Origin of the sequence: Bacillus cereus, assembly GCF_002567495.1 — a bacterium.
In the GTDB taxonomy this organism is placed as follows: Bacteria; Bacillota; Bacilli; order Bacillales; family Bacillaceae_G; genus Bacillus_A; species Bacillus_A cereus_AQ.
This window is the reverse complement of the sequence record NZ_NVAP01000005.1, coordinates 128,454-150,975: the sequence shown is the minus strand read 5'-3', so window position 1 is coordinate 150,975 and position 22,522 is coordinate 128,454. Positions and strand designations below refer to the sequence as shown.

Here is a 22,522-nt window from a genome sequence, read left to right as displayed (position 1 = left end):
ATATTATTCGCCACGTATATAAGTTAATGATATACTCTTGGTAGAATATACTTGAAGGAGGAAATAAAATGGCAATTGTAAATGCAAATGACCAAAGCTTCGCAGCTGAAACTAGCGAAGGTGTTGTATTATTAGATTTCTGGGCACCTTGGTGTGGACCTTGTAAAATGATCGCTCCTGTATTAGAGGAAATCGATGCAGAACTAGGTGAAAAAGTAAAAGTAGTAAAAGTAGACGTTGATGAAAATCAAGAAACTGCTCGTCAATTCGAAGTAATGAGCATTCCAGCTCTTTTCGTATTAAAAGACGGTAAAGTAGTTGATCAAGCGTTAGGTTACAAACCGAAAGAAGCGTTAGTAGAATTAGTTTCTAAACATTTCTAAAATAAAAAAGCTACCATTTGGTAGCTTTTTTTATTTTCTTTTTTACAGTCTTTCCGTTACAATAAAGGAACGTATGTTGGGTGTTTTGGCATAGTATGTTTTCAAGGGGAAATCAAAATGCTAAGCATGTAGAAATGGAGGGAGACGAGTGCACGAACATTTGAAAGAAAAGTTGGCCATTTTACCAGATCAACCTGGTTGTTATTTGATGAAAGATAAGCAAGGAACAGTTATATATGTCGGAAAGGCAAAAGTGCTTAAAAATCGTGTGCGCTCGTACTTTACTGGTTCTCATGATGGGAAAACACTGCGGCTTGTAGGAGAAATTGTTGATTTTGAATATATTGTAACCTCTTCGAATTTAGAAGCGCTTATTTTAGAGTTAAATTTAATTAAAAAATATGATCCGAAATATAATATTCAATTAAAAGATGATAAAACATATCCTTTCATTAAAATTACAGCGGAGAAGCAACCACGCCTACTCATTACTCGAAACGTAAAAAAGGATAAAGGAAAGTATTTTGGTCCTTATCCAAATGCACAATCTGCTCATGAAACGAAAAAACTGCTAGATCGTATGTATCCACTTCGTAAGTGCTCGAATATGCCAGATAAAGTTTGTTTGTATTATCATATGGGTCAATGTTTAGCGCCGTGTGTGAAAGAAGTGACGGAAGAACAAAATAAAGAAATTGTAGATGAAATTATTAAGTTTTTAAATGGTGGACATAAAGAAGTTCGTTCAGAATTAGAAACAAAAATGTATGAGGCCTCAGAGAAACTCGAGTTTGAACGTGCGAAAGAGTTGCGTGATCAAATCGCTCATATCGATGCAATTATGGAAAAACAAAAGATGATTATGAGTGACTTAGTGGATCGTGATGTGTTTGGATATGCCGTAGATAAAGGATGGATGTGTGTTCAAGTTTTCTTCGTTCGAAAAGGAAAGCTAATTGAACGTGATGTTTCTATGTTTCCAATTTACGATGAACCAGAAGAGGGATTTTTAACGTTTATCGGTCAATTTTATGAAAACAGTAGTCATTTTAAGCCGAAGGAAATTGTTGTTCCGGGAAGTATAGACTCAGAGTTAGTAGAGCGCTTTTTAGAAGTTGAAGCGACACAGCCGAAACGTGGTAAGAAAAAAGATCTTGTAGAATTAGCAAATAAAAATGCAAAAATTGCTCTTGAAGAGAAATTTTACTTAATTGAACGTGATGAAGAGCGAACGATTAAAGCGGTAGATCATTTAGGGAAGCAGCTCGGAATTGAAACACCGTATCGTATTGAAGCATTTGATAACTCAAATATTCAAGGAACAAATCCAGTTTCCGCAATGATTGCTTTTATCGATGGGAAGCCAGCGAAGAAAGAATATAGGAAATATAAAATTAAAACGGTTCAAGGGCCAGATGATTATGAGTCTATGAGAGAAGTTGTGAGACGCCGTTATACAAGAGCGCTTAAAGAGAATTTACCTTTACCGGATTTGATTGTTATTGATGGCGGAAAAGGCCATTTGGCGGCTGCAAGTGATATTCTAGAGAATGAGCTCGGGTTATATATTCCGATGGCAGGTCTTGTAAAAGATGACAAACATAAAACCTCCCATTTAATTATTGGAGATCCCCCGGAACCTGTGATGCTTGAGAGAAATAGCCAAGAATTTTATTTATTGCAGCGTATTCAAGATGAGGTGCATCGATTTGCGATTACATTCCATCGTCAATTACACGGGAAATCTGTCATTCAATCAGCATTGGATGACATTCCAGGAATCGGTGATAAACGGAAAAAGGTATTGTTAAAACATTTTGGTTCATTAAAGAAGATGAAAGAAGCTTCTGTAGCAGAGTTTGTCGAAGCGGGTATGCCGAAAAATATTGCAGAGACGATTTATACGTATTTAACAGATAAGAAGACGTTGTAGTTTACAATGTCTTCTATTTTTTGTTATAATTTCTGAAGATTTAAAATAAATTGATGTGAATGAAAATACAAAAAAGTCAACTAAACTGATATGTCTAGTTGACTGCAGGTAATGCCTTACACTTCAATGAGATCTTTTATATCCCATTTCACAAGAAATGTAATAGAGTCAGAACGTTTTTTCTTTTCTTCGTATGACTCTGCAACGACGTTCCGTTGCTTTTGAATTTGTTCAGCGATGAATCCAGCCTCTAGTTGATAAGAAGAATGCCTTTTTTGTTTTTGACGTTCTGCAATGAGTGTGCCTTTAAGTTGGAACTGCATTTCACGACGCTTATGTTCAATGATGCTTAAAGTGCCCCAGCCAGCCTTTTCAAAGAACTGAATGACTTCTTCAATTGTTTCTAGCGGATATTTTCTTGCAAGGTTTCTACCAGACCAGTATAAAATACCATCTAAATCGTTGCCGATTAAATCAGGTAGTAATTCTTCACGTAGCAATTCATAAGCGAAGGCGTTCAATGAAACATCTTCTAAAGATGTTATATCGATTGTATTTTTACTCACAATATTCCCCTCTTTCTATAGGGATTATTATATAACATTTTTCATTTATAAAAACAGATTTTTCTTTAGGGAAATCTGAATACCTAAGAAGAAAAAAAGAATTGGCAAATTATATGCAAATTATGTATACGTTTTCTTGACGCTTCGACAAAAATAGGGGTAAAATGAACTTGTTATCAAATTATGCTGAAATATTTCGAATAATTTTTTCAGTTTTTCTTATGCCAATAGTGAAAAAACATTATTGTTATAAATTAATCTGAAAACAGCAGTCAAACATTCAAGGGGGTAATGGGGACATGAAAGGCCGCGAGTATACGTTTCGTAAGTGGCACTCATTAATGGGGGTCATCCCGGTTGGTGTCTTTTTGACGCAACATCTAATTGTAAACAACTTTGCAACAAGAGGAGCAGAGGCTTTTAACAAAGCAGCAGGCTTTATGGAGCTCCTTCCATTCCGGTATGCGCTAGAAATTTTCGTCATCTTTTTACCGATACTGTACCATGCTATATATGGCTTATATATTGCATTTACAGCTAAGAACAATGCGGTTTCTTACGGTTATTTCCGTAACTGGATGTTCGTCTTCCAAAGAATTTCAGGTATCGTTACGCTGATTTTCATTTCTTGGCATGTCTGGGAAACTCGTATTCAAGCAATGTTAGGTAAAGAGGTAAACTATGATATGATGGCAGATATTTTAAACAATCCAGCTATGTTTGCATTCTACTTAGTTGGTGTTGTTTCAACAATTTTCCACTTTGCAAATGGACTATGGACATTCTGCATCAGCTGGGGAATTACAGTATCTCCACGTTCACAAAGAATCTCTACTTATGTAACATTAGCTATTTTCTTAGGTCTATCTTATGTAGGTGTGAGTGCATTATTAGCGTTCATCGATCCACAGCTAGCAAATCAGTAAGGAGTGGGAGAGCATGAAAGGGAAACTTATAGTAGTCGGCGGTGGCTTGGCTGGCTTAATGGCAACGATTAAAGCGGCAGAAGCAGGAGTAAATGTTGAACTGTTTTCTTTAGTACCAGTAAAACGTTCACATTCTGTATGTGCTCAGGGCGGAATTAACGGTGCCGTAAATACGAAAGGTGAAGGGGATTCTCCGTGGATCCACTTTGACGATACAATTTATGGTGGGGACTTCTTAGCGAACCAACCACCAGTTAAAGCAATGTGTGAAGCAGCACCTGGTATCATTCATTTAATGGACCGTATGGGTGTTATGTTCAACCGTACGGAAGAAGGACTTCTTGATTTTCGTCGATTTGGTGGAACGCAACATCACCGTACAGCATTTGCTGGTGCAACAACTGGACAGCAATTACTTTACGCATTAGATGAGCAAGTACGTCGTCACGAAGTAGCAGGACTTGTAACGAAATATGAAGGCTGGGATTTCTTACGAGCTGTTGTTGATGATGAAGGTGTGTGCCGAGGAATCGTTGCACAAGACTTACAAACTATGGAGATTAAAAGTTTCGGAGCTGATGCCGTGATTATGGCAACAGGGGGCCCTGGTATCATTTTCGGAAAATCAACAAACTCCATTATTAATACAGGTACAGCAGCGTCTGCTGTATATCAACAAGGCGCTTATTATGCAAATGGTGAGTTCATTCAAATTCACCCAACGGCAATTCCAGGAGACGATAAATTACGTCTTATGAGTGAATCTGCACGTGGTGAAGGTGGACGTGTTTGGACATATAAAGATGGTAAACCATGGTACTTCTTAGAAGAAAAATATCCGGCTTACGGAAACCTTGTACCTCGTGATATCGCAACGCGTGAAATCTTTGATGTTTGCGTAGAGCAAAAACTAGGTATTAACGGTGAAAACATGGTGTACTTAGATCTTTCTCATAAAGATCCGAAAGAACTAGATATTAAACTTGGTGGAATCATTGAAATCTATGAGAAATTTACAGGTGATGATCCTCGTAAACTACCAATGAAAATCTTCCCAGCTGTTCACTATTCAATGGGTGGACTATGGGTGGACTATAAGCAAATGACGAGTATTCCAGGTTTATTTGCAGCAGGTGAGTGTGATTATTCTATGCACGGTGGTAACCGCCTTGGTGCAAACTCACTATTATCAGCAATTTACGGTGGTATGGTAGCAGGACCAAACGCAATTGAATATATGAAAGGTCTTTCTAAATCATCAGATGCTGTTTCATCTACTGTATATGAGCAAAATGAATTAATCGAAACAGAGAAATTTAACAATATTTTAACGATGGATGGTAATGAAAATGCATATGTTCTTCATAAAGAGCTTGGGGAATGGATGACAGATAACGTTACAGTAGTTCGTGAAAATAAAAAGTTATTAGAAACAGATGCGAAAATTGAAGAGTTAATGGATCGTTACAAACGTATTAACATTAACGATACAGCGAGATGGAGTAACCAAGGTGCTTCATTTACACGTCAACTTGCAAATATGTTTGAGTTAGCACGTGTTATTACAATTGGCGCATATAACCGTAATGAAAGCCGCGGGGCGCATTACAAACCTGAATTCCCAAATCGTGATGATGCAAACTTCTTAAAAACTACTATGGCAAAATTTGAAGGAGAAGGAAATGCACCAGCATTCCATTACGAAGACGTTGATGTTTCATTAATTAAACCACGTAAACGTGATTATTCTTCAAAACATGATGTAGCTGCTAAGGGTGAAGAGAAGGGGGATAAACAACATGTCTGAGAAAACAATCCGCCTCATCATTACGAGACAAGATGGACCAGATGCACAAGAGTTTGACCAAGAGTTTGAAATTCCATATCGTCCTAATATGAATATTATTTCGGCACTTATGGAAATTCGTCGTAATCCTGTTGATTCAAAAGGGAACCAAACAACGCCAATTGCATGGGATATGAACTGCTTAGAGGAAGTATGTGGTGCATGTTCGATGGTTATTAATGGAAAACCACGTCAATCATGTACAGCACTTATCGATCAATTAGAACAGCCAATCCGCTTAAAACCGATGAAGACATTCCCGGTTGTTCGTGACTTACAAGTTGATCGTAGTCGCATGTTTAATGCTCTAAAACGCGTTAAAGCTTGGATTCCAATTGATGGTACGTATGACTTAGGGCCAGGACCAAGAATGCCTGAGAAAAAGCGTCAATGGGCTTATGAGCTTTCTAAATGTATGACATGTGGCGTTTGCTTAGAATCATGTCCAAACGTAAATAGTAAATCTGATTTTATTGGACCAGCACCGTTATCACAAGCTCGTTTATTTAACTCACATCCAACTGGTGAAATGCATAAAGCAGATCGCTTACGTGCAATTATGGGAGATGGAGGACTTGCAAACTGTGGTAACTCTCAAAACTGTGTGCAATCATGTCCAAAGGGTATTCCATTAACAACTTCAATTGCGGCATTAAACCGTGATACAACAATTCAATCGTTCAAAGATTTCTTTGGTAGCGATAATAACTATTAATAAATATTGCCTCTTCATCTTGAAGAGGCAATATTTATAACTATATTTTTCAGTTTATTCTGTTTTTTTGAGAAGGGGAGATAACATTGAAGAGAATTTCTTATATTGAAGACTTTGAGAAATGGGAAAATGGTTTTTCATTTTACAATCCTGTAAAGGTTCGTTTTGGTGAAGTAGATATGTTTGGGCATGTAAATAATGTCGTTGCTTTTACTTATTTTGAAGAAGCTCGTATCGCGTTGTTTAAAGAACTTGGATTTATGCAAGAGTGGACACATGCATCATCAGAAACGATGATCGTTGTTGCAGATTTACAATGTAATTTTATTAAGCAAATATATTTTGATGAACAGTTGAAGGTATATGTAAAGGCAGGATCGGTTGGGAATTCTTCTTTAGATTTGCATTATATGGTGAAAAATGCAGAAGGAGAGGTTTGTTTAGTAGGTCGTGGAATGATGGTTCAAGCGTCGAAAAAAACAGGGAGAGGCGAACCATGGCCAGAAGAATGGAAGAAGAAATTACTACAATGATAGAGTGAAAGAAAAATAAGAGAGCAAATTGCTCTCTTATTTTTTGTCTTCCATTGCTTCTTCTAATGTTAAGTGATGTTTATATATGTATGTAGCGTATGGATTACCAACGTAGCGTAAGTGCCATGGTTCATATGCATATTTTGTTGTGTCTGTTTTATCTTTTAAGTAACGAATGACAAAGCCGAATTCATGAGCGTGTTCCGCGACCCATTTTCCTTCTGCTGTCTCTCCGAAGATAGGCTCCAATTGAAAATTAGCTGATTTCGAACTAATATCCATTGCTAAACCCGTTTGGTGTTCACTTGTACCAGGAATTGCACTTACTGAATTAGCTTCAGCTTTCCCTTGACGTCTAACGTATGTATCATGCAACGATTTTTGGCGTTTGTATGAACGATAACCAGATACAGCTGTAAGATCAAGCCCTTCTTTTTTTGCAGCTTTGAACATGTTTTCAAGTGCCTCTGCAGCATCTTTGCGTAGTAGAGTTTTTTCTTTGTCTTTTGGACTAGTAAATGGTACATTTGGTCTCGTTAAGTCCTCAGGAGTGTATCCATCTGGTAGTTTTCGATGTTTATTAATTAAGACAAGATTAGATTCTGGATTTGTTACAACTGAAAAGTTATTGTCTATTTTCTTTGCATTATGATCAGCTTTTGGAAAAGCAGGAATCTCTTCTTTTGGGTGGTTAGTATGCTTTTGACTTTCGACAGCTTTCGCTTCATTGTGTAGTGGTGATTTAGAACCAAAGTAAGTGAAAGATGTGATACCGATTACAATAGTAGTGGCAGAAATAATTATTATCTTTTTCATGATGCCTTGTAATCACAGTCCCTTCTTAATAAAATATGTATCGTTTTTTTATTATAAGTCTAGTTTGTTGGAAAAGAAATATAAGAGTCATAACGTAATAGAAATGCAAAGAAAATGTCAGAAAATGTGTGAATTTGTAGTATTTTTTTTATATAATGCATTTCTTATCTTTCATGAAATGCATTTTTTATGTAATATATATACATAAGAAGATGTAGCGATTATCGAGAATAAAGAACTTCTTGTATAGACTAGGAGTGAATGGGAATGGATTTTGCAACAATTATTGGACTTATTTTAGGATTTGTAGCAGTGGTAGTAGGGATGGTCGTCAAGGGTGCTGACGTAAATGCCTTATTAAATCCTGCCGCAGCATTAATTATTTTTATCGGTACATTTGCTGCAGTGTGTATTGCATTTCCGATGAATCAGCTAAAAAAGGTTCCAAAACTATTTAAAGTTCTTTTTGGTTCAAATAAAAAGGATTTAAGTTATGAACAGTTGCTAGAATTATTTGTTCATTGGACATCTGAAAGTAGAAAGTACGGTATTTTGTCTTTAGAGCAACAATTAGACAAAATTCAAGATGAATTTCTTTTGCGAGGTATGAAGTTTGTGATTGACGGTGTATCGGCAGAAGATTTAGAACAAATTTTAGAAGCTGAATTAGAAGCAATTGAAGAAAGGCATGCAAAAGGGGCAGCAATCTTTTCACAAGCCGGCACATATGCACCGACATTAGGGGTTTTAGGTGCTGTTATCGGTCTTGTAGCTGCGCTTGGTAACTTAACTGATATTGAAAAGCTAGGCCATGCTATTTCGGGTGCATTTATTGCAACGATTTTTGGTATTTTTTCAGGTTATGTATTATGGCATCCATTTGCAAATAAGTTAAAGCAAAAATCTGCCGCTGAAATTGAGAAAAAACGTTTAATCATTGATTGTTTATTAATGTTACAAGAAGGTACATATCCGTTTATTATGAAGAACCGCATTTTAGGTGCACTTTCTGCAACTGAGCGTAAAAAGCTAGAAAAAGGAGCAGAAAAAAATGCGGAGTAAGAAAAATAAAAGAGGCAAAAAGAAAAAACATGATGAGCATATTGATGAAACTTGGTTAATTCCATATTCTGATATGTTAACGTTGTTATTTGCATTGTTCATCGTATTATTCGCAATGAGTAGTATAGATGCTGCAAAGTTTAAACAGATGGCAGTTGCTTTTCGAAGTGAATTAGCAGGTGGGACAGGTAACAAAGAATTTTTAAGTGATCAAAAGCCAAATGATGAAAAAGAATTATCAGCCAGTAGCCTTGAGACAGAACAAGCCAAAAAACAAGAAGAAGCTAGAGAAAAAGAAAAAAAAGAGATGGATGAATTGAAAGCATTACAAAAAAAGATTGATCAATATATTAATGAGAAACAATTATCCTCTTCTTTTCAAACTAAATTAACTGAAAAGGGATTAATGCTGACAATATTAGAGAATATACTGTTTGATTCGGGGAAAGCAGATGTGAAATTAGAATCTTTAGGGATTGCAAAAGAGATGTCTACTTTACTTGTTTCAGCGTCACCTCGTGAAATTACAGTATCCGGTCATACGGATACTGTCCCTATTGCCAATGCGCAGTTTGCATCGAATTGGGAATTAAGTACGCAGCGGGCAGTTAATTTTATGCAAGTATTACTCCAAAATAAAGAATTACAACCAGAAAAATTTAGTGCGATTGGTTACGGAGAATACCGTTCAATTGCTCCAAATGATACACAAGAAGGAAAGGCAAAGAATAGACGTGTGGAAGTGTTTATCTTGCCTTTAACAGAGAAAGCAAAATAAAGAGGATGGCGAATGCCATCCTCTTTATTTTGCATCAAATGATTTTAAATTGTCGCGACGGATTTTATCTTTTTCCGTATCTGATTTTTTGAAATCATAATCATATAGAGCACCTTCCCAATCGCCGTACATTGGATTCGGGAAAATGATGAATTTCTCACCAAATTGTGCTTTTGAATCTGTTACAGTTTGATTACGATCTTTTACAGATTTTCCATCAAAACCAGTGAAATCAGATAAGTTATCACCGAAGAATAAGACAATATCATGTGTTTGAGAAACGAGTTCACGGCGTTTCTCTTTTCCTTTTTCTTTCGGGTCTTGCAGTAATATATGTTCTTTCGTTGCTTGAGGAGCACCTACACGCTCAAGATTTTTAATGGTTGCATCTAGTTGGTTCGTTTTGCGGTTTGAGATGTAGTAAATATCTACACCTTTAGACTCTGTATATTTTAAGAAATCAATTGCGCCTGGAAGGGCTTCAGCCTCAGCTTTATTAATCCAATCATCCCATTTGTAAGGATAACCCTTTCCTGTTTTTACGCTCATTGCTTGATGAGGACTGTTATCTAAAACAGTTTCGTCTAAATCAAGTACGATAGCAGGTTTTTTTTCTGTTCCTTTTGCAAGAACTGCATCAAGCTTTAATTGGCCGATATTGTATCCTTGGTAGTAAAGTGCTTTCGTTTCACCGGCTGTTTGATACCATAAATCAGCCATTAATTGCTGTTCTGTTAATTTTACTTTCTCTTCTTTTGCCACTGTTTTCTCTGGTGTTCCTGAACATGCTACAAGTGATGTAGATAGAACTGCTACAGATAATAAAGTGGTAATGCCCCTCTTCATCTTCATATGTATCCTCCTTGATGTTAGAAAATCATTTTATATTATATATTAAAATATAATATTTTTATATGAACATTTGCATATTGTCTTTTGTATATATAGTAGTATGTCCTATATTAGAAAGATGAGCAAAATAATAAAAGTTATTTTGACAAGTTTTATTGTCGTAATGACAATTATAATTGACAAAAAGAGCTTTGTTATTTACAATTTTAACTAAATAGAACAAATGATGGATTAATGATGGTGTTTACATATAAGAGGATGAAGTGTATTGCTATATTTTGTCTTGAATAAACATAGTCTTTGAAAGAGAGTTCGAATGATACTAAAGGGGAGGCTTTATACTTTGAGTTTACAAATTCAAAATTTAACGAAACAATTTGGAGAATCAAAAGCAGTTAACGGTTTGCAAATTTCGTTGCCAAAAGGTGAAGTGCTAGGATTGCTGGGACGAAATGGTGCAGGGAAAACAACGACAATCAAAATGCTTCTCGGATTATTAACGCCTAATGAAGGCTCGATTACGTGGGATGGAAAATCATTTGGGAATAGTGGCGTAACAATTGGGTATTTACCAGAAGAAAGAGGTTTATATACAAAAAGTAGAGTAATAGATCAATTGCGATATTTTGGTAGATTAGAAGGAATGTCGAAGAAAGAAGTAGATCAAGCTATTGATCACTGGTTAGAGCGTTTAGCGATACCAGAATATAAATTTAAAACGGCTGGAGAACTTTCAAAAGGGAATCAGCAAAAAATCCAATTAATTGCTGCTCTTCTACATAATCCGGAGCTTCTCATTTTAGATGAACCATTTAGCGGACTGGATCCGGTCAATGCGGGAATGTTAGCTAGCATTATTGAAGAACAAGTACAGAGCGGAAAGACGATTATTTTATCAAGTCATCGTATGGAACAAGTAGAGGCTTTTTGCCAACATGTATGTATTTTGAAAAAAGGTGAAGCAGTCGTAAAAGGGCAGCTAAGTGATATTAAGAAAGAATACGGTTTCCGTAATTTAACGATTGAAGATACAGTAGAGAATGAAAAAGGATTAGAATCTATACATGTATCATATGAAAAACAACAAGGCCTTCTTTATGTGAAAGTACAAGATGATGCGGAAGCTCTCAAGATTTTGCAGCAGTTGCAAGAGCAAGGTGTTAGCTTACGACAATTTAAAATGTTAGAGCCGACGTTAAATGAAATCTTTGTAGAGAGGGCGAAATAACGATGCGTAAATTTTCTCATGTATTTTCATTTTATTTTAGGGAAGCGTTTTTATCTAAAAAATCATTAATTACGAGTGCGATTTTATTTTTAGTCGTGTTTGGACTTTTTGCATTTAATCATTTCACATCTGATAATGATAAAGGGAAAGATAAATTTGCTGTAGTAACTGAAAGCGATACTTATAAAGTGCAAGAAAGTGATTTAACAAAGTTACTTCCGTCTGCTAAAGTAACTGTAGAAAATAAGGATAAGTTTAATGAGCTACGTAAGCAAGTAGAAGATGGGGATTTAGACGGTCTATTCCGTATTACAGAAAAGAATGGTATTCCGGAAGTGACGTATATGTATAGTGGCTTTCCGAGTCAATCAACTGCTACACTTATGGCGAGTTATTTAAAAGAACAATATACAGCGGTAATGATTGAAAAGAATAATGTATCTGTAGAAGTAGCAAAGCAGTTACAGATGGAAATTCCGTTAAAACAAGAGGCAGTCAAGGATCATGCATCTTCCTTCGGCATTGGCTATGTTTTCTCGTTTGCTTTATATATGTTTATTATTGTGTTTGGAACTGCAATTGGGACGACGATAGCATCTGAAAAGTCATCTCGTGTTATGGAGTTAATGCTTCCGAAAGTAAAACCATTAACAATGTTACATGCCAAAATTTTAGCAATTGTTTCTAGTGCTTTACTATTACTTGTTATTGCTTCCTTTGGTTTTCTTGTACCGTATTTATTAGGTTGGGTAGATTTAGAAAACGCATCTTTAGTGGGACTTACATTAGATTTTTCTAAGTTGGATGCTGTAGTAATTAGTATGTTCGTTGTATATTTTGTTACGGGCTACTTACTATATGCAATGTTATATGCAGCGGTTGGTGCTGTTGTATCAAAAATTGAGGATGTGCAATCTCTTTCGTTCCCAATTACGATGTTAGGTATAGCAGCATTTTTCATTAGTATTAAATCATTATTTGATCCTAATAGTACATTAGCTGTAGTTAGTTCATATGTTCCATTCTTTACACCTATGGTTACATTTTCAAGGCTTGTAGCTGGTGAAGCAGGCGCTGTAGAGGTTATTGTGACGTTAGTAATTTTATTGGTGACAATTGCTATCGTCAATATGCTTGCAAGCCGTATTTACGTAAATGGTGTAATGAATTACTCCGACAAAGTGAAATTTAAAGATTTAGCAAAATTCATAAAGCGTCAATAAAGAGAGAAAAGTATGATTTTCTATTGAAATCATGCTTTTTCTTTATGTATAAATTAAAAATAGTATATAATAATAAGAGTCGTCTTTTAATAGAATGAATACAAAGGAGGGTGTGCAGATGGGAATTAGTAGTCGGTTTACAGTAGGTGTTCATATGCTAACCTTACTTGCGATAGATCGAAACTCTCGCTGTACCTCTGAATGGATTGCTGGTAGTGTGAATACAAATCCAGTTGTGATTCGTCGCATTACAGGAATGTTGAAGAGAGCAGGACTTGTTGATGTACAAGCTGGTAAAGGTGGTACGACACTTGCTCGTGATTTAGAAGAGATTACATTACTTGATGTATATAAAGCAGTGGAAGTTGTAGAAGAAGGACAGCTATTTTCCTTCCATGAAAATCCCAACATTGAATGTCCAGTAGGAGCTAATATTCAATCAGTATTAGAAATTATTTTAATGCAAGCGCAAGAAGCGATGGAAAACGTACTTGCAAATGTAACGGTAGAGCAATTAGTTACCAATTTAAAGTCTAAAATTAAAGAATAAAAAAGCGAGCTTCCTCATGATGAGGGCTCGCCTTTTTTTATTCGTAAATATTGAAAATTCTATTTTTCAGTATTTAAAATGAATTTACCTACGATAGCTGCGAAGATACCACCAAGAATCGGTGCTACGATGAATACCCATAGTTGAGAAAGTGCTTCTCCACCAACAAATAAAGCTGGTGCGATACTACGAGCTGGGTTAACAGATGTTCCAGTTAACGGAATTCCTAATAAGTGAATTAAAACTAATGTGAAACCAATTACTAGTCCCGCTAAAGAAGAACTTCCTTTTTTACCTGTTACAGCCACGATAACTAAAATAAATACGAAAGTTAAGACGAACTCAACTAAAAATGCTCCGGATAAACCAAGAGATCCGAAACCATTTTGTCCTAAATTATCTAAAGGTGTTTTAGCAGATTTTAAAATTGTTACTAATGTTGCAGTTCCTAATAAACCACCTAAGATTTGAGCTAATACATAATAACAAAGTTCCGTAGCATTCATTCGTTTGTTGATGAACATAGCTATCGATACTGCTGGGTTAATGTGACATCCAGAAATTGTTCCGATGCTATATGCCATAGCTACAATAGATAGACCGAAAGCCATAGCGATTCCTAATGTTCCAATTCCTTCAATTCCGCCGCCAGTGACAGCTACTCCAGTTCCGAATAATACAAGTACAAATGTACCAATAAATTCAGCGATTGCTTTTTTTAACATAATTTACCTCCTATTAATGCGCATGAAACGTATTATAACATACGTTTTAGTATAAACAGTAAATGAAATACTATTCTGATAAGGCGAAATAGGGGGACAATAAAAAAGAGTATGGTTCATTGCTATAGAACCATACTCCTTTTTTATGCTGATTTTTTTTGTTTAACGACTGGAACAGAGCGGTTTAAAATACTATTTGCAACCATTCCTAACATGATAATAATCATTCCAATGAGGGAAAGTCCTCCAGGGAATGAACCATTTAAGAAAATTATTTCGCCAAGCACGGTAAATACCATCGTTCCAGCTTGTGTTGCTTCAACTGCCCCGAGTAAGGCGAGGTTATCTTTTGCTAAGTCAGTAGCAAAGAAAAATGTCATCGTTGCGATAACGCCGGAACATAATGCTAATAAAAGTCCTTGAAGTATTTGGCTGGATGTTGGAATGCCAGTAGTAGAAAACCCATATATGCCAAGCGAAATTGTTATAGGAAGACTTCCAATAGCCATTCCTAATACACGTTGGAATGTATCAAGGCGTCCGCCAACAAGCTCCATCATTTTTCGGTTGCCGAACGGATATAAGAAAGCAGCTAATACGACAGGTAAAAAACCTGAAATGAACTGAGTCATTGTAATATGGCCTGCGGCAGTTGCTTGCATACAAATTACACCAAGTAAAATAAATAATGCAACATATAAGCTGCGAAGTGGAATTTTTCCACGTACAAGTTTCGTACCTGATTTCGTTTCTATTTTCACGAAAAATAATGGTGATAGTAGTAACCCAGCTAAAATCGTAACTTGCCAAGTTCCAGCGACGAGCCAAGCTGGAGAAAAGACAGCTGCGAAACTTAATAAAGAATAAAAACCAATACCGGCAACGGAACCCCATCCGATCCACGCCAATGGATGTTTTTTTAACTCTGCCCATAATCCCCTAAAGTTTTTGCGAAATAAAACGATAAGGAATAAAATAGGAAGAGCAAATAAAAAACGGAAGGAAGCTGTCCAAGCCCAGCTTGTTCCAGATACATTCATTGCCCTATTAATAATAAAGGTGGCAGAAAAAAAGGCCGATGATAAAAGACCTAATAAAATTGCGCGCATGAAGTATAACACTCCTTTTGGAATTAAATGATTATGTATAGTATAATATACTTTAATGAAATGAAAGTAAACTATTTTATACTTTAAGGTGGTTTTATAGATGAAAGAAAATGAAGATATGCAAACGAAAGAAGTCATTCAGCAAGTTGGACAGTTATTGAGACAAATTCGAAATGAAAAGAAATTAAGTTTAGAAGAATTAGCCCAAAAAACAGGGGTTAGTAAGTTAACATTAGGAAAAATTGAAAGAGGGGAAACAAATCCGACGCTAGCTGTCATTTGGAAAATAACGAAAGGATTATCAATTCCTTTATCAAGATTAATGGTTGTTGGAGAACCTGTAGCTGTTGCGCGCTGCGGAGAAGGATTCGCAGTAGATGTAGGACAAGCATGGCATTTAGAAACGATGTTCCGTTATACGAAAGAAACAGGGATGGAAATGCACCGTGCTTGTTTACGGGCAAATAGTATATATGAACCAGAAGCTCATCACGAAGGTGCGATTGAGCTTGTAACGGTAATGAAAGGGAAAGTATCTATTCAAGTGGAGAATGATGTATACGAATTAAGTGAGTTTGATTCCATTCAATTTGAAGCGAATAAGAAACATATTTATAAAAATGAAGAAGATGAAGTGGCGGTATTACATTTAACGATGAAGTATTCTTCATAAAAAAATCACCTATAGAATTCTATAGGTGATTTTTTTATATTTTGATTAAGTATATGCATGATGCCATTAGTACGAACGTGGCATAAGTAATAAACAAATGAAATAAACCAAAAATCCTGTCCCAAAACATAAAACAGCAATAACCCAAATGATACGAATGAGAGTAGAGCTAATATCAAAATATTCTCCTAAACCACCACATATACCAAAGAGCATTTTATCAGTTTCGGATTTATATAATTTTTTTGACATATTACAATCGACTCCTTTCTATATCAAACTATATATTTCTATTCTATATGGAAATTTATGAGAAGACTATGGTGATGTATTACATTTTTTTTTGAGGAACAATCGTATTAATTGTCTTAATTTTTAGTAGATATTAAAATTATAGTAAGAGGTGACTTTTAATAAAAGGTGGGGATAGAGATGACAGTATATTGGTTGACTAATGTAATGCTCGAATCAGGGTATGCATATGAAGAAGGGGAAATTTCACAAACAGAAACAAAATTATGTAGTTTACTCATTGAAGATGGACGGATTAAAAAAATTATAGAAGGGGTTGTTCAAGAGGAGGGTATAGTAACGCTTGATGCTAAGCGCTTATTAATTCTGCCAGCTTTCGAAGAGATGCACATTCACATTGATAAAACATATTATAGTGGCCCATGGAAAGCTTGTATGCCAGCAGAAAGTATTTTTACACGTTTTAATGAAGAAGAAAAAATTTTACCAAAGCAATTAGCAACGGCTCAAGATAGAGCGGAAAATATGCTAGAGTTACTACTGCGAAATGGTGCAACGAATATTAGAACGCATTGTAATGTTGATCCGATTATTGGACTTGGTAATTTGGAGGTGACGTTAGCGGCATTAGAAACATATAAAAATCGGGTGTCCGGTAGAATTGTTGCGTTTCCACAACATGGATTATTGCGCAGTGATTCTGTGCAACTTGTGAAAGATGCGATGCGTATGGGTGCTCATCTAGTCGGAGGAGTAGATCCAGCTACAGTGGATAATGACATTGAAAAATCATTACATACAATTATGGATATCGCAGTAGAATTTAATGCGGATGTTGATATTCATTTGCACGATGCGAATAATCTTGGAACGTTTACGATGCAAAGATTGGCAAGTCTAACAGAAGAAGCAGGATGGCAAGGTCGTGTAACAATTAGTCATGCACTTGGACTTGGTGGTGTTACTGATAAAGAAGCTGAGGAAGTGGCAGAAAAACTAGCTGCTGTAAATATTGATATTACTTCAACAGTACCAATTGGTAAACAAGTAATCCCAATTCCGTTATTAGATAAAAAAGATGTTAAGGTTTCATTAGGAAATGATAGTATTACAGATCATTGGTCACCGTTTGGAACAGGTGATATGCTGCAAAAGGCAAATCGATTAGCAGAGCGTTTTGGGTGGAGTGACGAAAGGTCTTTAGGAAAAGCCATTCGCTTTATTACGGGAGGAAAAGAAACGTTAAATAATGAAGGGAAGCGGGTATGGCCGAATGTAGGGGATGAAGCGAGCTTTGTTTTGACAAATGCGACATGCACTGCTGAAGCGGTAGCACGTCAAACAGAAAAACGTTTAGTCGTGTATAAAGGAAATATTGTTGTCGGGAGCTTAAATGAGGTGGAATTAAATAATCTTGTGTAGAAGAATCGTTTAAATGCCTTGAGGAGGGTTCTAATAGTGAGTATAGAACTCTTCTTTTTTATTCTTACAATATATTTTTTATAGGAAAGCTAGAAGGGATGAACATTTTGGACAATCAACATAACCAAAATCATATTATGGGAACTTTGCAATGGTTTATATTTCTATTAGCAAATTCAATCGCACTACCAATTGTCGTTGGCGGATTATTTCATCTTACGACGGAAGAAATATTTTATTTAATGCAGCGTACGTTTTTTGTAGTTGGTATATCTTCTTTCTTACAAGGATGGATTGGGCATAGACTGCCAATTGCGGATGGACCAGCTGGATCTTGGGTTGGTGTATTTACAGTACTTGCTTATGCAACTGTCGGGCAGGATCAATTGCATAGCACATTGCAAATTTTAGAATTAGGAATGATAATCTCCGGTGTTATTTTAATAGGATTAGGAGTAACTGGTTTTATAGGACGTATTTTATTTTTATTTACGCCAGTTGTGACAGGGACGTTTTTACTTTTATTATGTTTACAATTAAGTGGTGTGTTTTTAAAAGGAATGCTAGGAATTACAGCTACTATTTCTCAAATCGATGGATTTACAGCGATAATCGCGTTTAGTATATTTTTGTTCGTTATTATGCTGTCTAATTTTGGGAAAGGTTTTGTCAAAAGTTATGCAGTTTTAATAGGATTAATTAGCGGATGGATTATTTTTCTCATTGCAGGAAAAGTGACGGTTCCATCTCAAGTAACTCATTTTGTGCAACTTCCACAAATGTTTGCTTGGGGGCTTCCGAAATGGAATACAGGTATGGCTGTATCCAGTTTCGTTATGGTATGTATTTTAGTTTCTAATACAGTGGCAGCTATTATAGCAATTAATCAAGCTACCATTCATAAAGCAACTATTGAACAGAAACAGTTGAAGGATGGTACGTGGGTTGGAGGGATTTCGCATATCATTTCCTCCGTATTTTCAACTGTAGGTGTCGTTCCGTTACCAGCAACGGCAGGATTTATACGCTTAACAAAACAAAAATATGTACGATCGTTCTTAATGGCATGTGCTTTACTAGTCGTAATGTCTCTTTTTCCAAGTATTATTCGTTATTTAGCATCCTTGCCATCTGCTGTCGCATCGGCCGTTTTAATGGCTTCGTTCGTACAGTTAATTGGAATTGGATTTAATAATATAAAACAAGTGGAGCTCAGCGAAAGGAATGTAACGATTTTGGGAGTTGCAGTATTATTTGGAAGTGGCGTTATGTTTTTACCGTCTGGAGCACTCCAATCTTTGCCGTCTGTTATGCAATATATATTCGGGAATGGTTTATTTGTAGGTACGGTTTTCAGTATATTGCTAGAACAAATATGGCGCGTTGGAAAGTGAGTGGATAAAAAGAGTGTACGCAATGTATAAAAGTCTAAAATAACATGGGAAATACAGCCCATTTTTATTCACCACCTGCACATTTCGTTCATACAATATCTTGACTAAATAAACACCCAACTTACACATACACAGCTCTGGCTTAAGCAAGGAGGGTTATACCAGTTGAAGGAAAAAGCGTATCAATCTAAACCTTTACTCACAAAGAGAGAAAGAGAAGTATTTGAATTACTGGTTCAAGATAAAACAACGAAGGAAATTGCAGGTGAACTTTTTATAAGTGAAAAGACAGTTCGCAACCACATCTCAAACGCAATGCAAAAGCTAGGGGTTAAAGGACGTTCACAAGCAGTTGTGGAGCTTCTTCGTATGGGAGAGCTCGAACTATAAGAAAGCAGCCGACTTTTATATAAAGAGTCGGCTATTTTTCTGTTTGTTTCACCTGCTATATGAATGATAAGAACGTTTTATACATAAGTAGGTAATAAGGAGGGGATATGTTGAAAAGGATACTGTTAGTTTCAACAAGTGCTCATGATATGAATGGACACCCGACTGGTTTGTGGCTGGAAGAGCTCGCAGCTCCTTATAATGTATTTAAAAAGGCTAAGTTCGATGTTGATATTGTGTCGATAAAGGGCGGTAGAGTACCTATTGATAGAGTGTCTATTTCGAACGGGATACCTCGTGAATTTAAGCATGTTGCATCTTTGTTGCAAAATACGAAGCCGATCTCAAATGTTCATTTTTCGGATTATGATGCGGTTTTATTTGGTGGTGGGCACGGGGCGATTGTAGATTTTCCAGGTAATCCATATGTTGCGAATTTAATTGTAAATATGTACAACAATAATCGGATTGTAGCGGCTGTGTGTCACGGAGTAAGTTCTTTAGTCGGTGTGAAAAATAAAGATGGCTCGTTTTTTGTTGCCGGTAAGCGTATAACAGGTTATACGAATGATGAGGAAAAAGCGGTACATTTAGAAAAGCGAGTGCCGTTTTTATTAGAAAGTAAATTGAAAGAAGAAGGGGCTTTGTTTTATGTTGCTCCAAATTTCACGCCGCATGTCGTAGTAGATGCGCATTTAATTACAGGGCAAAACCCGCAGTCTAGTATGGAAATAGGTAAGGCTATAAAAAGAGCTGTAAATAAATTATCGTCCTTTTAATTTCTGTACATCTCTCCTTATTAATAAGAATGTCTTCATTTCCGAAAAAAGATAGTGTAATGAGAAAGTATGAGTGAAGACATTAATATAGAAGAAACCGACTTTCTTATAGAAGGTCGGTTGTTTTTCTGTCTTGCAAATTATGAAAAAAAGGAGCAAAATAAAAAAGGTCCTAGTCTATACAGGACAAATGAAAATTTTCATACAGAAGCAGTTTAAGTGAGCGAACTTAAAGTGTGTAAAATATAATGATAAAAATAAAATAAGATGATGAATGAGAAAACGGGTGATGAAGTTGAATAGAGCAATCGGTGTTATCGATTCAGGGGTTGGCGGTTTAACAGTAGCGAAAGAATTAATTCGTCAGTTACCGAAAGAGCGCATTATATATTTAGGGGATACAGCACGTTGCCCTTATGGTCCACGTTCTCGAGAAGAAGTGCGTCAATTTACGTGGGAAATGACGGAGCATTTACTAGATTTAAATATCAAAATGTTAGTTATTGCATGTAATACAGCCACTGCAGTTGTATTAGAAGAGATGCAAAAACAATTACCAATTCCAGTAGTAGGAGTTATTCACCCAGGATCACGTACAGCTTTAAAAGTGACAAACACGTATCATGTTGGGATTATTGGAACGATTGGAACGGTGAAAAGTGGTGCATACGAAGAGGCGTTAAAGTCTATTAATAACCGTGTTATGGTAGAAAGTTTAGCGTGCCCGCCTTTCGTTGAACTTGTAGAGAGTGGGAATTTCGAAAGTGAAATGGCGTATGAAGTTGTAAGAGAAACGCTGCAACCACTGAAAAGTACTGATATTGATACACTTATATTAGGGTGTACACATTATCCGATTTTAGGACCTGTTATTAAGAAAGTAATGGGAGATAAAGTACAACTAATTAGTTCTGGTGATGAAACAGCACGTGAAGTAAGTACAATTTTATATCATAGTAAAATGTTGAATGAGGGAGAGGAACAAAGCGATCATCTCTTCTTAACAACAGGAAAAATAGGCTTGTTTAAAGAGATTGCATCAAAATGGTTCGGTCAACCGATTGAAAATGTGAAGCATATTCATTTAGAAAAAGAATAATCGTAGAATTCATATAAGTGAGCTCCTGAGAAATCAGGAGTTTTTTGTTTACCCGGCTATTTTCCGGGTAGTAAGACCCCCGCTGATTAAAGTTTTACTTTATAAGAAGCACAGCTTGTTCTAAAAAGTGAAACAGCTCGTATACATAATAGTACAAACTTAGATTTTAGGGGGGAATGGCATGCCTAAATCCACTTTTAAATGGGTTGTTGGTGCTACTGTGAGCGCTGTTTTACTAACAGGGTGTGGCTTTATAAATCAGGAGAAAGCAACTGAACAAATTGATCCGCCAAAACAAGTTACGTATACAGAGGGTGGGAAGAAAGAAGTAACGAAGAAAGATAAGCAAGGACAAACGGTGAATAGAGAACTATACCTTGTTGATAAAAATGGTTATGTTGTACCACAAACGTTAGCTATACCTACTCCGAAAGCAAATGAGGTCGTGCAGCAAACGTTAGAATACCTTGTGAAAGATGGACCGGTAACGAATTTATTACCGAATGGGTTCCGTGCAGTCATTCCGGCGAATACAACGATGACCTTAGATTTGAAAAAAGATGGGACGGCAGTTATTGATTTCTCTAAAGAAATGAAAAATTATGCGAAAGAAGAAGAACGTCAAATCGTTGAATCTATAGCGTGGACGTTGACGCAATTTACAGAGATAAAACAAGTGCAATTCCAAATAAATGGTGAGAAATTGGCGAAGATGCCTGTTGGTGGTACACCGCTTGGTGAAGGAGTGAGCCGTGCAAATGGTATTAACTTCGATGATGAACAAGTAGCAGATGTAACGAATACCAAACCAGTCACACTGTATTTTATGGCGCAAAATAATAATAAACAGCAATACTACGTACCAGTCACACGCCGCGTTGTGGAAGGAAAAGAAAGTGATTATGCAGCGATTATAGATGAGCTTGTAAAAGGTCCGATTCATCAATCGCTCCTGAATGATTTTAATCCTGGCGTTAAGCTTATTACGAATCCGAAATTACAAGACGGAAATCTTACATTAAACTTTAATGAAAATATATTTGTAAACCCAGATAAAAATATGATTTCAAATTACGTATTGAAGTCGTTAGTTTTATCTTTAACAGAAAAGAAAGGTGTGAAAAATATTTCTATTGAAGTAAATGGAAAAGCAAATCTTATAGATGAAAAGGGTGGAAAGTTAATAAAACCTGTAAATCGTCCAGAAAACGTGAATACAGGTAGTTTTTAATCTTGAATAATTTGATATACTTAAGTAAGAAAGGAGA

The 22,522-nt window shown here is 36.1% G+C and carries 24 protein-coding genes; 18 read left to right on the top strand and 6 right to left on the bottom strand.

Annotation, left to right across the window (positions count from 1 at the left end):
• The first annotated feature begins 68 nt into the window (after nucleotides 1-68).
• Both trxA and uvrC read left to right on the top strand, forming a co-directional pair.
• Nucleotides 69-383, top strand: a complete 315-nt coding sequence (gene trxA, locus COK05_RS02510; RefSeq protein ID WP_001018943.1) for a thioredoxin — start codon at nucleotides 69-71, stop codon at nucleotides 381-383.
• Nucleotides 384-531: 148 nt separating this feature from the next.
• A complete protein-coding gene (gene uvrC, locus COK05_RS02505) occupies nucleotides 532-2,316 on the top strand; it encodes an excinuclease ABC subunit C (protein WP_098611330.1) in 1,785 nt (594 codons plus the stop codon).
• Between the two features lie 116 nt (nucleotides 2,317-2,432).
• On the opposite strand, the gene COK05_RS02500 is transcribed toward uvrC, so the two are convergent.
• Nucleotides 2,433-2,882, bottom strand: coding sequence for a YslB family protein (locus COK05_RS02500; protein WP_000042214.1), 450 nt, complete (start codon nucleotides 2,880-2,882; stop codon nucleotides 2,433-2,435).
• Between the two features lie 299 nt (nucleotides 2,883-3,181).
• Here COK05_RS02500 and sdhC point away from each other — a divergent pair, with 299 nt between their 5' ends.
• From sdhC to COK05_RS02480, 4 genes are all read left to right on the top strand, one after another.
• The gene (gene sdhC, locus COK05_RS02495) at nucleotides 3,182-3,808 is read left to right on the top strand and encodes a succinate dehydrogenase cytochrome B558 (protein ID WP_098611329.1); all 627 of its coding nucleotides are present in this window, start codon (nucleotides 3,182-3,184) and stop codon (nucleotides 3,806-3,808) included.
• Between the two features lie 13 nt (nucleotides 3,809-3,821).
• Complete coding sequence (gene sdhA, locus COK05_RS02490; RefSeq protein WP_000676743.1) at nucleotides 3,822-5,615, top strand: succinate dehydrogenase flavoprotein subunit; 1,794 nt, start codon at nucleotides 3,822-3,824, stop codon at nucleotides 5,613-5,615.
• Complete coding sequence (gene sdhB, locus COK05_RS02485) at nucleotides 5,608-6,369, top strand: succinate dehydrogenase iron-sulfur subunit (RefSeq protein ID WP_001291830.1); 762 nt, start codon at nucleotides 5,608-5,610, stop codon at nucleotides 6,367-6,369. The genes sdhA and sdhB overlap by 8 nt, the downstream gene beginning before the upstream one ends.
• 86 nt (nucleotides 6,370-6,455) lie before the next feature.
• Nucleotides 6,456-6,902 carry an acyl-CoA thioesterase gene (locus COK05_RS02480; protein WP_098611328.1) on the top strand — a complete coding sequence of 149 codons (447 nt, stop codon included), beginning with the start codon at nucleotides 6,456-6,458 and terminating at the stop codon, nucleotides 6,900-6,902.
• A 36-nt stretch (nucleotides 6,903-6,938) separates the two neighbouring features.
• Here COK05_RS02480 and COK05_RS02475 read toward each other — a convergent pair whose 3' ends face one another.
• Nucleotides 6,939-7,718, bottom strand: coding sequence for a M15 family metallopeptidase (locus COK05_RS02475; protein WP_098611327.1), 780 nt, complete (start codon nucleotides 7,716-7,718; stop codon nucleotides 6,939-6,941).
• Nucleotides 7,719-7,985: 267 nt separating this feature from the next.
• Between COK05_RS02475 and motA the strand changes: the two genes are divergently transcribed.
• Nucleotides 7,986-8,780 (top strand): flagellar motor stator protein MotA, encoded by a 795-nt coding sequence (gene motA / locus COK05_RS02470; protein WP_098611326.1) that lies wholly within the window; start codon nucleotides 7,986-7,988, stop codon nucleotides 8,778-8,780.
• Nucleotides 8,770-9,558, top strand: a complete 789-nt coding sequence (motB, locus tag COK05_RS02465) for a flagellar motor protein MotB (RefSeq protein ID WP_098611325.1) — start codon at nucleotides 8,770-8,772, stop codon at nucleotides 9,556-9,558. Before motA ends, motB begins: the two co-directional genes overlap by 11 nt.
• 24 nt (nucleotides 9,559-9,582) lie before the next feature.
• Here the strand turns inward: motB and COK05_RS02460 are convergent, their stop codons facing one another.
• Entirely contained in the window at nucleotides 9,583-10,410 is an 828-nt protein-coding gene (locus tag COK05_RS02460; protein ID WP_098611324.1) for a 5'-nucleotidase, lipoprotein e(P4) family, read from the bottom strand.
• Between the two features lie 343 nt (nucleotides 10,411-10,753).
• Here COK05_RS02460 and COK05_RS02455 point away from each other — a divergent pair, with 343 nt between their 5' ends.
• From COK05_RS02455 to COK05_RS02445, 3 genes are all read left to right on the top strand, one after another.
• Complete coding sequence (locus COK05_RS02455; protein WP_141538863.1) at nucleotides 10,754-11,638, top strand: ABC transporter ATP-binding protein; 885 nt, start codon at nucleotides 10,754-10,756, stop codon at nucleotides 11,636-11,638.
• 2 nt (nucleotides 11,639-11,640) lie between these two features.
• Nucleotides 11,641-12,861, top strand: a complete 1,221-nt coding sequence (locus COK05_RS02450) for an ABC transporter permease (protein ID WP_098611322.1) — start codon at nucleotides 11,641-11,643, stop codon at nucleotides 12,859-12,861.
• Between the two features lie 118 nt (nucleotides 12,862-12,979).
• Nucleotides 12,980-13,411: an Rrf2 family transcriptional regulator gene (locus COK05_RS02445; RefSeq protein WP_098611321.1), complete on the top strand. Its 432-nt coding sequence runs from the start codon at nucleotides 12,980-12,982 to the stop codon at nucleotides 13,409-13,411.
• 59 nt (nucleotides 13,412-13,470) lie between these two features.
• Here COK05_RS02445 and COK05_RS02440 read toward each other — a convergent pair whose 3' ends face one another.
• Both COK05_RS02440 and COK05_RS02435 read right to left on the bottom strand, forming a co-directional pair.
• Entirely contained in the window at nucleotides 13,471-14,136 is a 666-nt protein-coding gene (locus COK05_RS02440) for an aquaporin (protein ID WP_098611320.1), read from the bottom strand.
• Nucleotides 14,137-14,279: 143 nt separating this feature from the next.
• Nucleotides 14,280-15,245, bottom strand: a complete 966-nt coding sequence (locus COK05_RS02435; protein WP_098611319.1) for a DMT family transporter — start codon at nucleotides 15,243-15,245, stop codon at nucleotides 14,280-14,282.
• A gap of 100 nt (nucleotides 15,246-15,345) precedes the next feature.
• On the opposite strand from COK05_RS02435, the gene COK05_RS02430 reads away from it, so the two are divergent.
• Nucleotides 15,346-15,918: a helix-turn-helix domain-containing protein gene (locus COK05_RS02430; RefSeq protein WP_098611318.1), complete on the top strand. Its 573-nt coding sequence runs from the start codon at nucleotides 15,346-15,348 to the stop codon at nucleotides 15,916-15,918.
• A gap of 66 nt (nucleotides 15,919-15,984) precedes the next feature.
• On the opposite strand, the gene COK05_RS02425 is transcribed toward COK05_RS02430, so the two are convergent.
• Nucleotides 15,985-16,170 carry a PspC domain-containing protein gene (locus tag COK05_RS02425; RefSeq protein ID WP_098536680.1) on the bottom strand — a complete coding sequence of 62 codons (186 nt, stop codon included), beginning with the start codon at nucleotides 16,168-16,170 and terminating at the stop codon, nucleotides 15,985-15,987.
• Nucleotides 16,171-16,350: 180 nt separating this feature from the next.
• Between COK05_RS02425 and COK05_RS02420 the strand changes: the two genes are divergently transcribed.
• The 6 genes from COK05_RS02420 (at nucleotide 16,351) to gerM (ending at nucleotide 22,485) form a co-directional block, all read left to right on the top strand.
• Nucleotides 16,351-17,592, top strand: a complete 1,242-nt coding sequence (locus tag COK05_RS02420; RefSeq protein ID WP_098611317.1) for an amidohydrolase family protein — start codon at nucleotides 16,351-16,353, stop codon at nucleotides 17,590-17,592.
• Between the two features lie 98 nt (nucleotides 17,593-17,690).
• The gene (locus COK05_RS02415) at nucleotides 17,691-18,986 is read left to right on the top strand and encodes a purine/pyrimidine permease (RefSeq protein ID WP_098611316.1); all 1,296 of its coding nucleotides are present in this window, start codon (nucleotides 17,691-17,693) and stop codon (nucleotides 18,984-18,986) included.
• A gap of 165 nt (nucleotides 18,987-19,151) precedes the next feature.
• Nucleotides 19,152-19,376, top strand: coding sequence for a spore germination transcription factor GerE (gene gerE / locus COK05_RS02410; protein WP_000659484.1), 225 nt, complete (start codon nucleotides 19,152-19,154; stop codon nucleotides 19,374-19,376).
• Nucleotides 19,377-19,483: 107 nt separating this feature from the next.
• Nucleotides 19,484-20,155 (top strand): type 1 glutamine amidotransferase domain-containing protein, encoded by a 672-nt coding sequence (locus tag COK05_RS02405; protein ID WP_098611315.1) that lies wholly within the window; start codon nucleotides 19,484-19,486, stop codon nucleotides 20,153-20,155.
• A 289-nt stretch (nucleotides 20,156-20,444) separates the two neighbouring features.
• Complete coding sequence (gene racE, locus COK05_RS02400; RefSeq protein ID WP_000774005.1) at nucleotides 20,445-21,254, top strand: glutamate racemase; 810 nt, start codon at nucleotides 20,445-20,447, stop codon at nucleotides 21,252-21,254.
• 181 nt (nucleotides 21,255-21,435) lie between these two features.
• The gene (gene gerM / locus COK05_RS02395; RefSeq protein ID WP_098611314.1) at nucleotides 21,436-22,485 is read left to right on the top strand and encodes a spore germination protein GerM; all 1,050 of its coding nucleotides are present in this window, start codon (nucleotides 21,436-21,438) and stop codon (nucleotides 22,483-22,485) included.
• Nucleotides 22,486-22,522 lie beyond the last annotated feature (37 nt).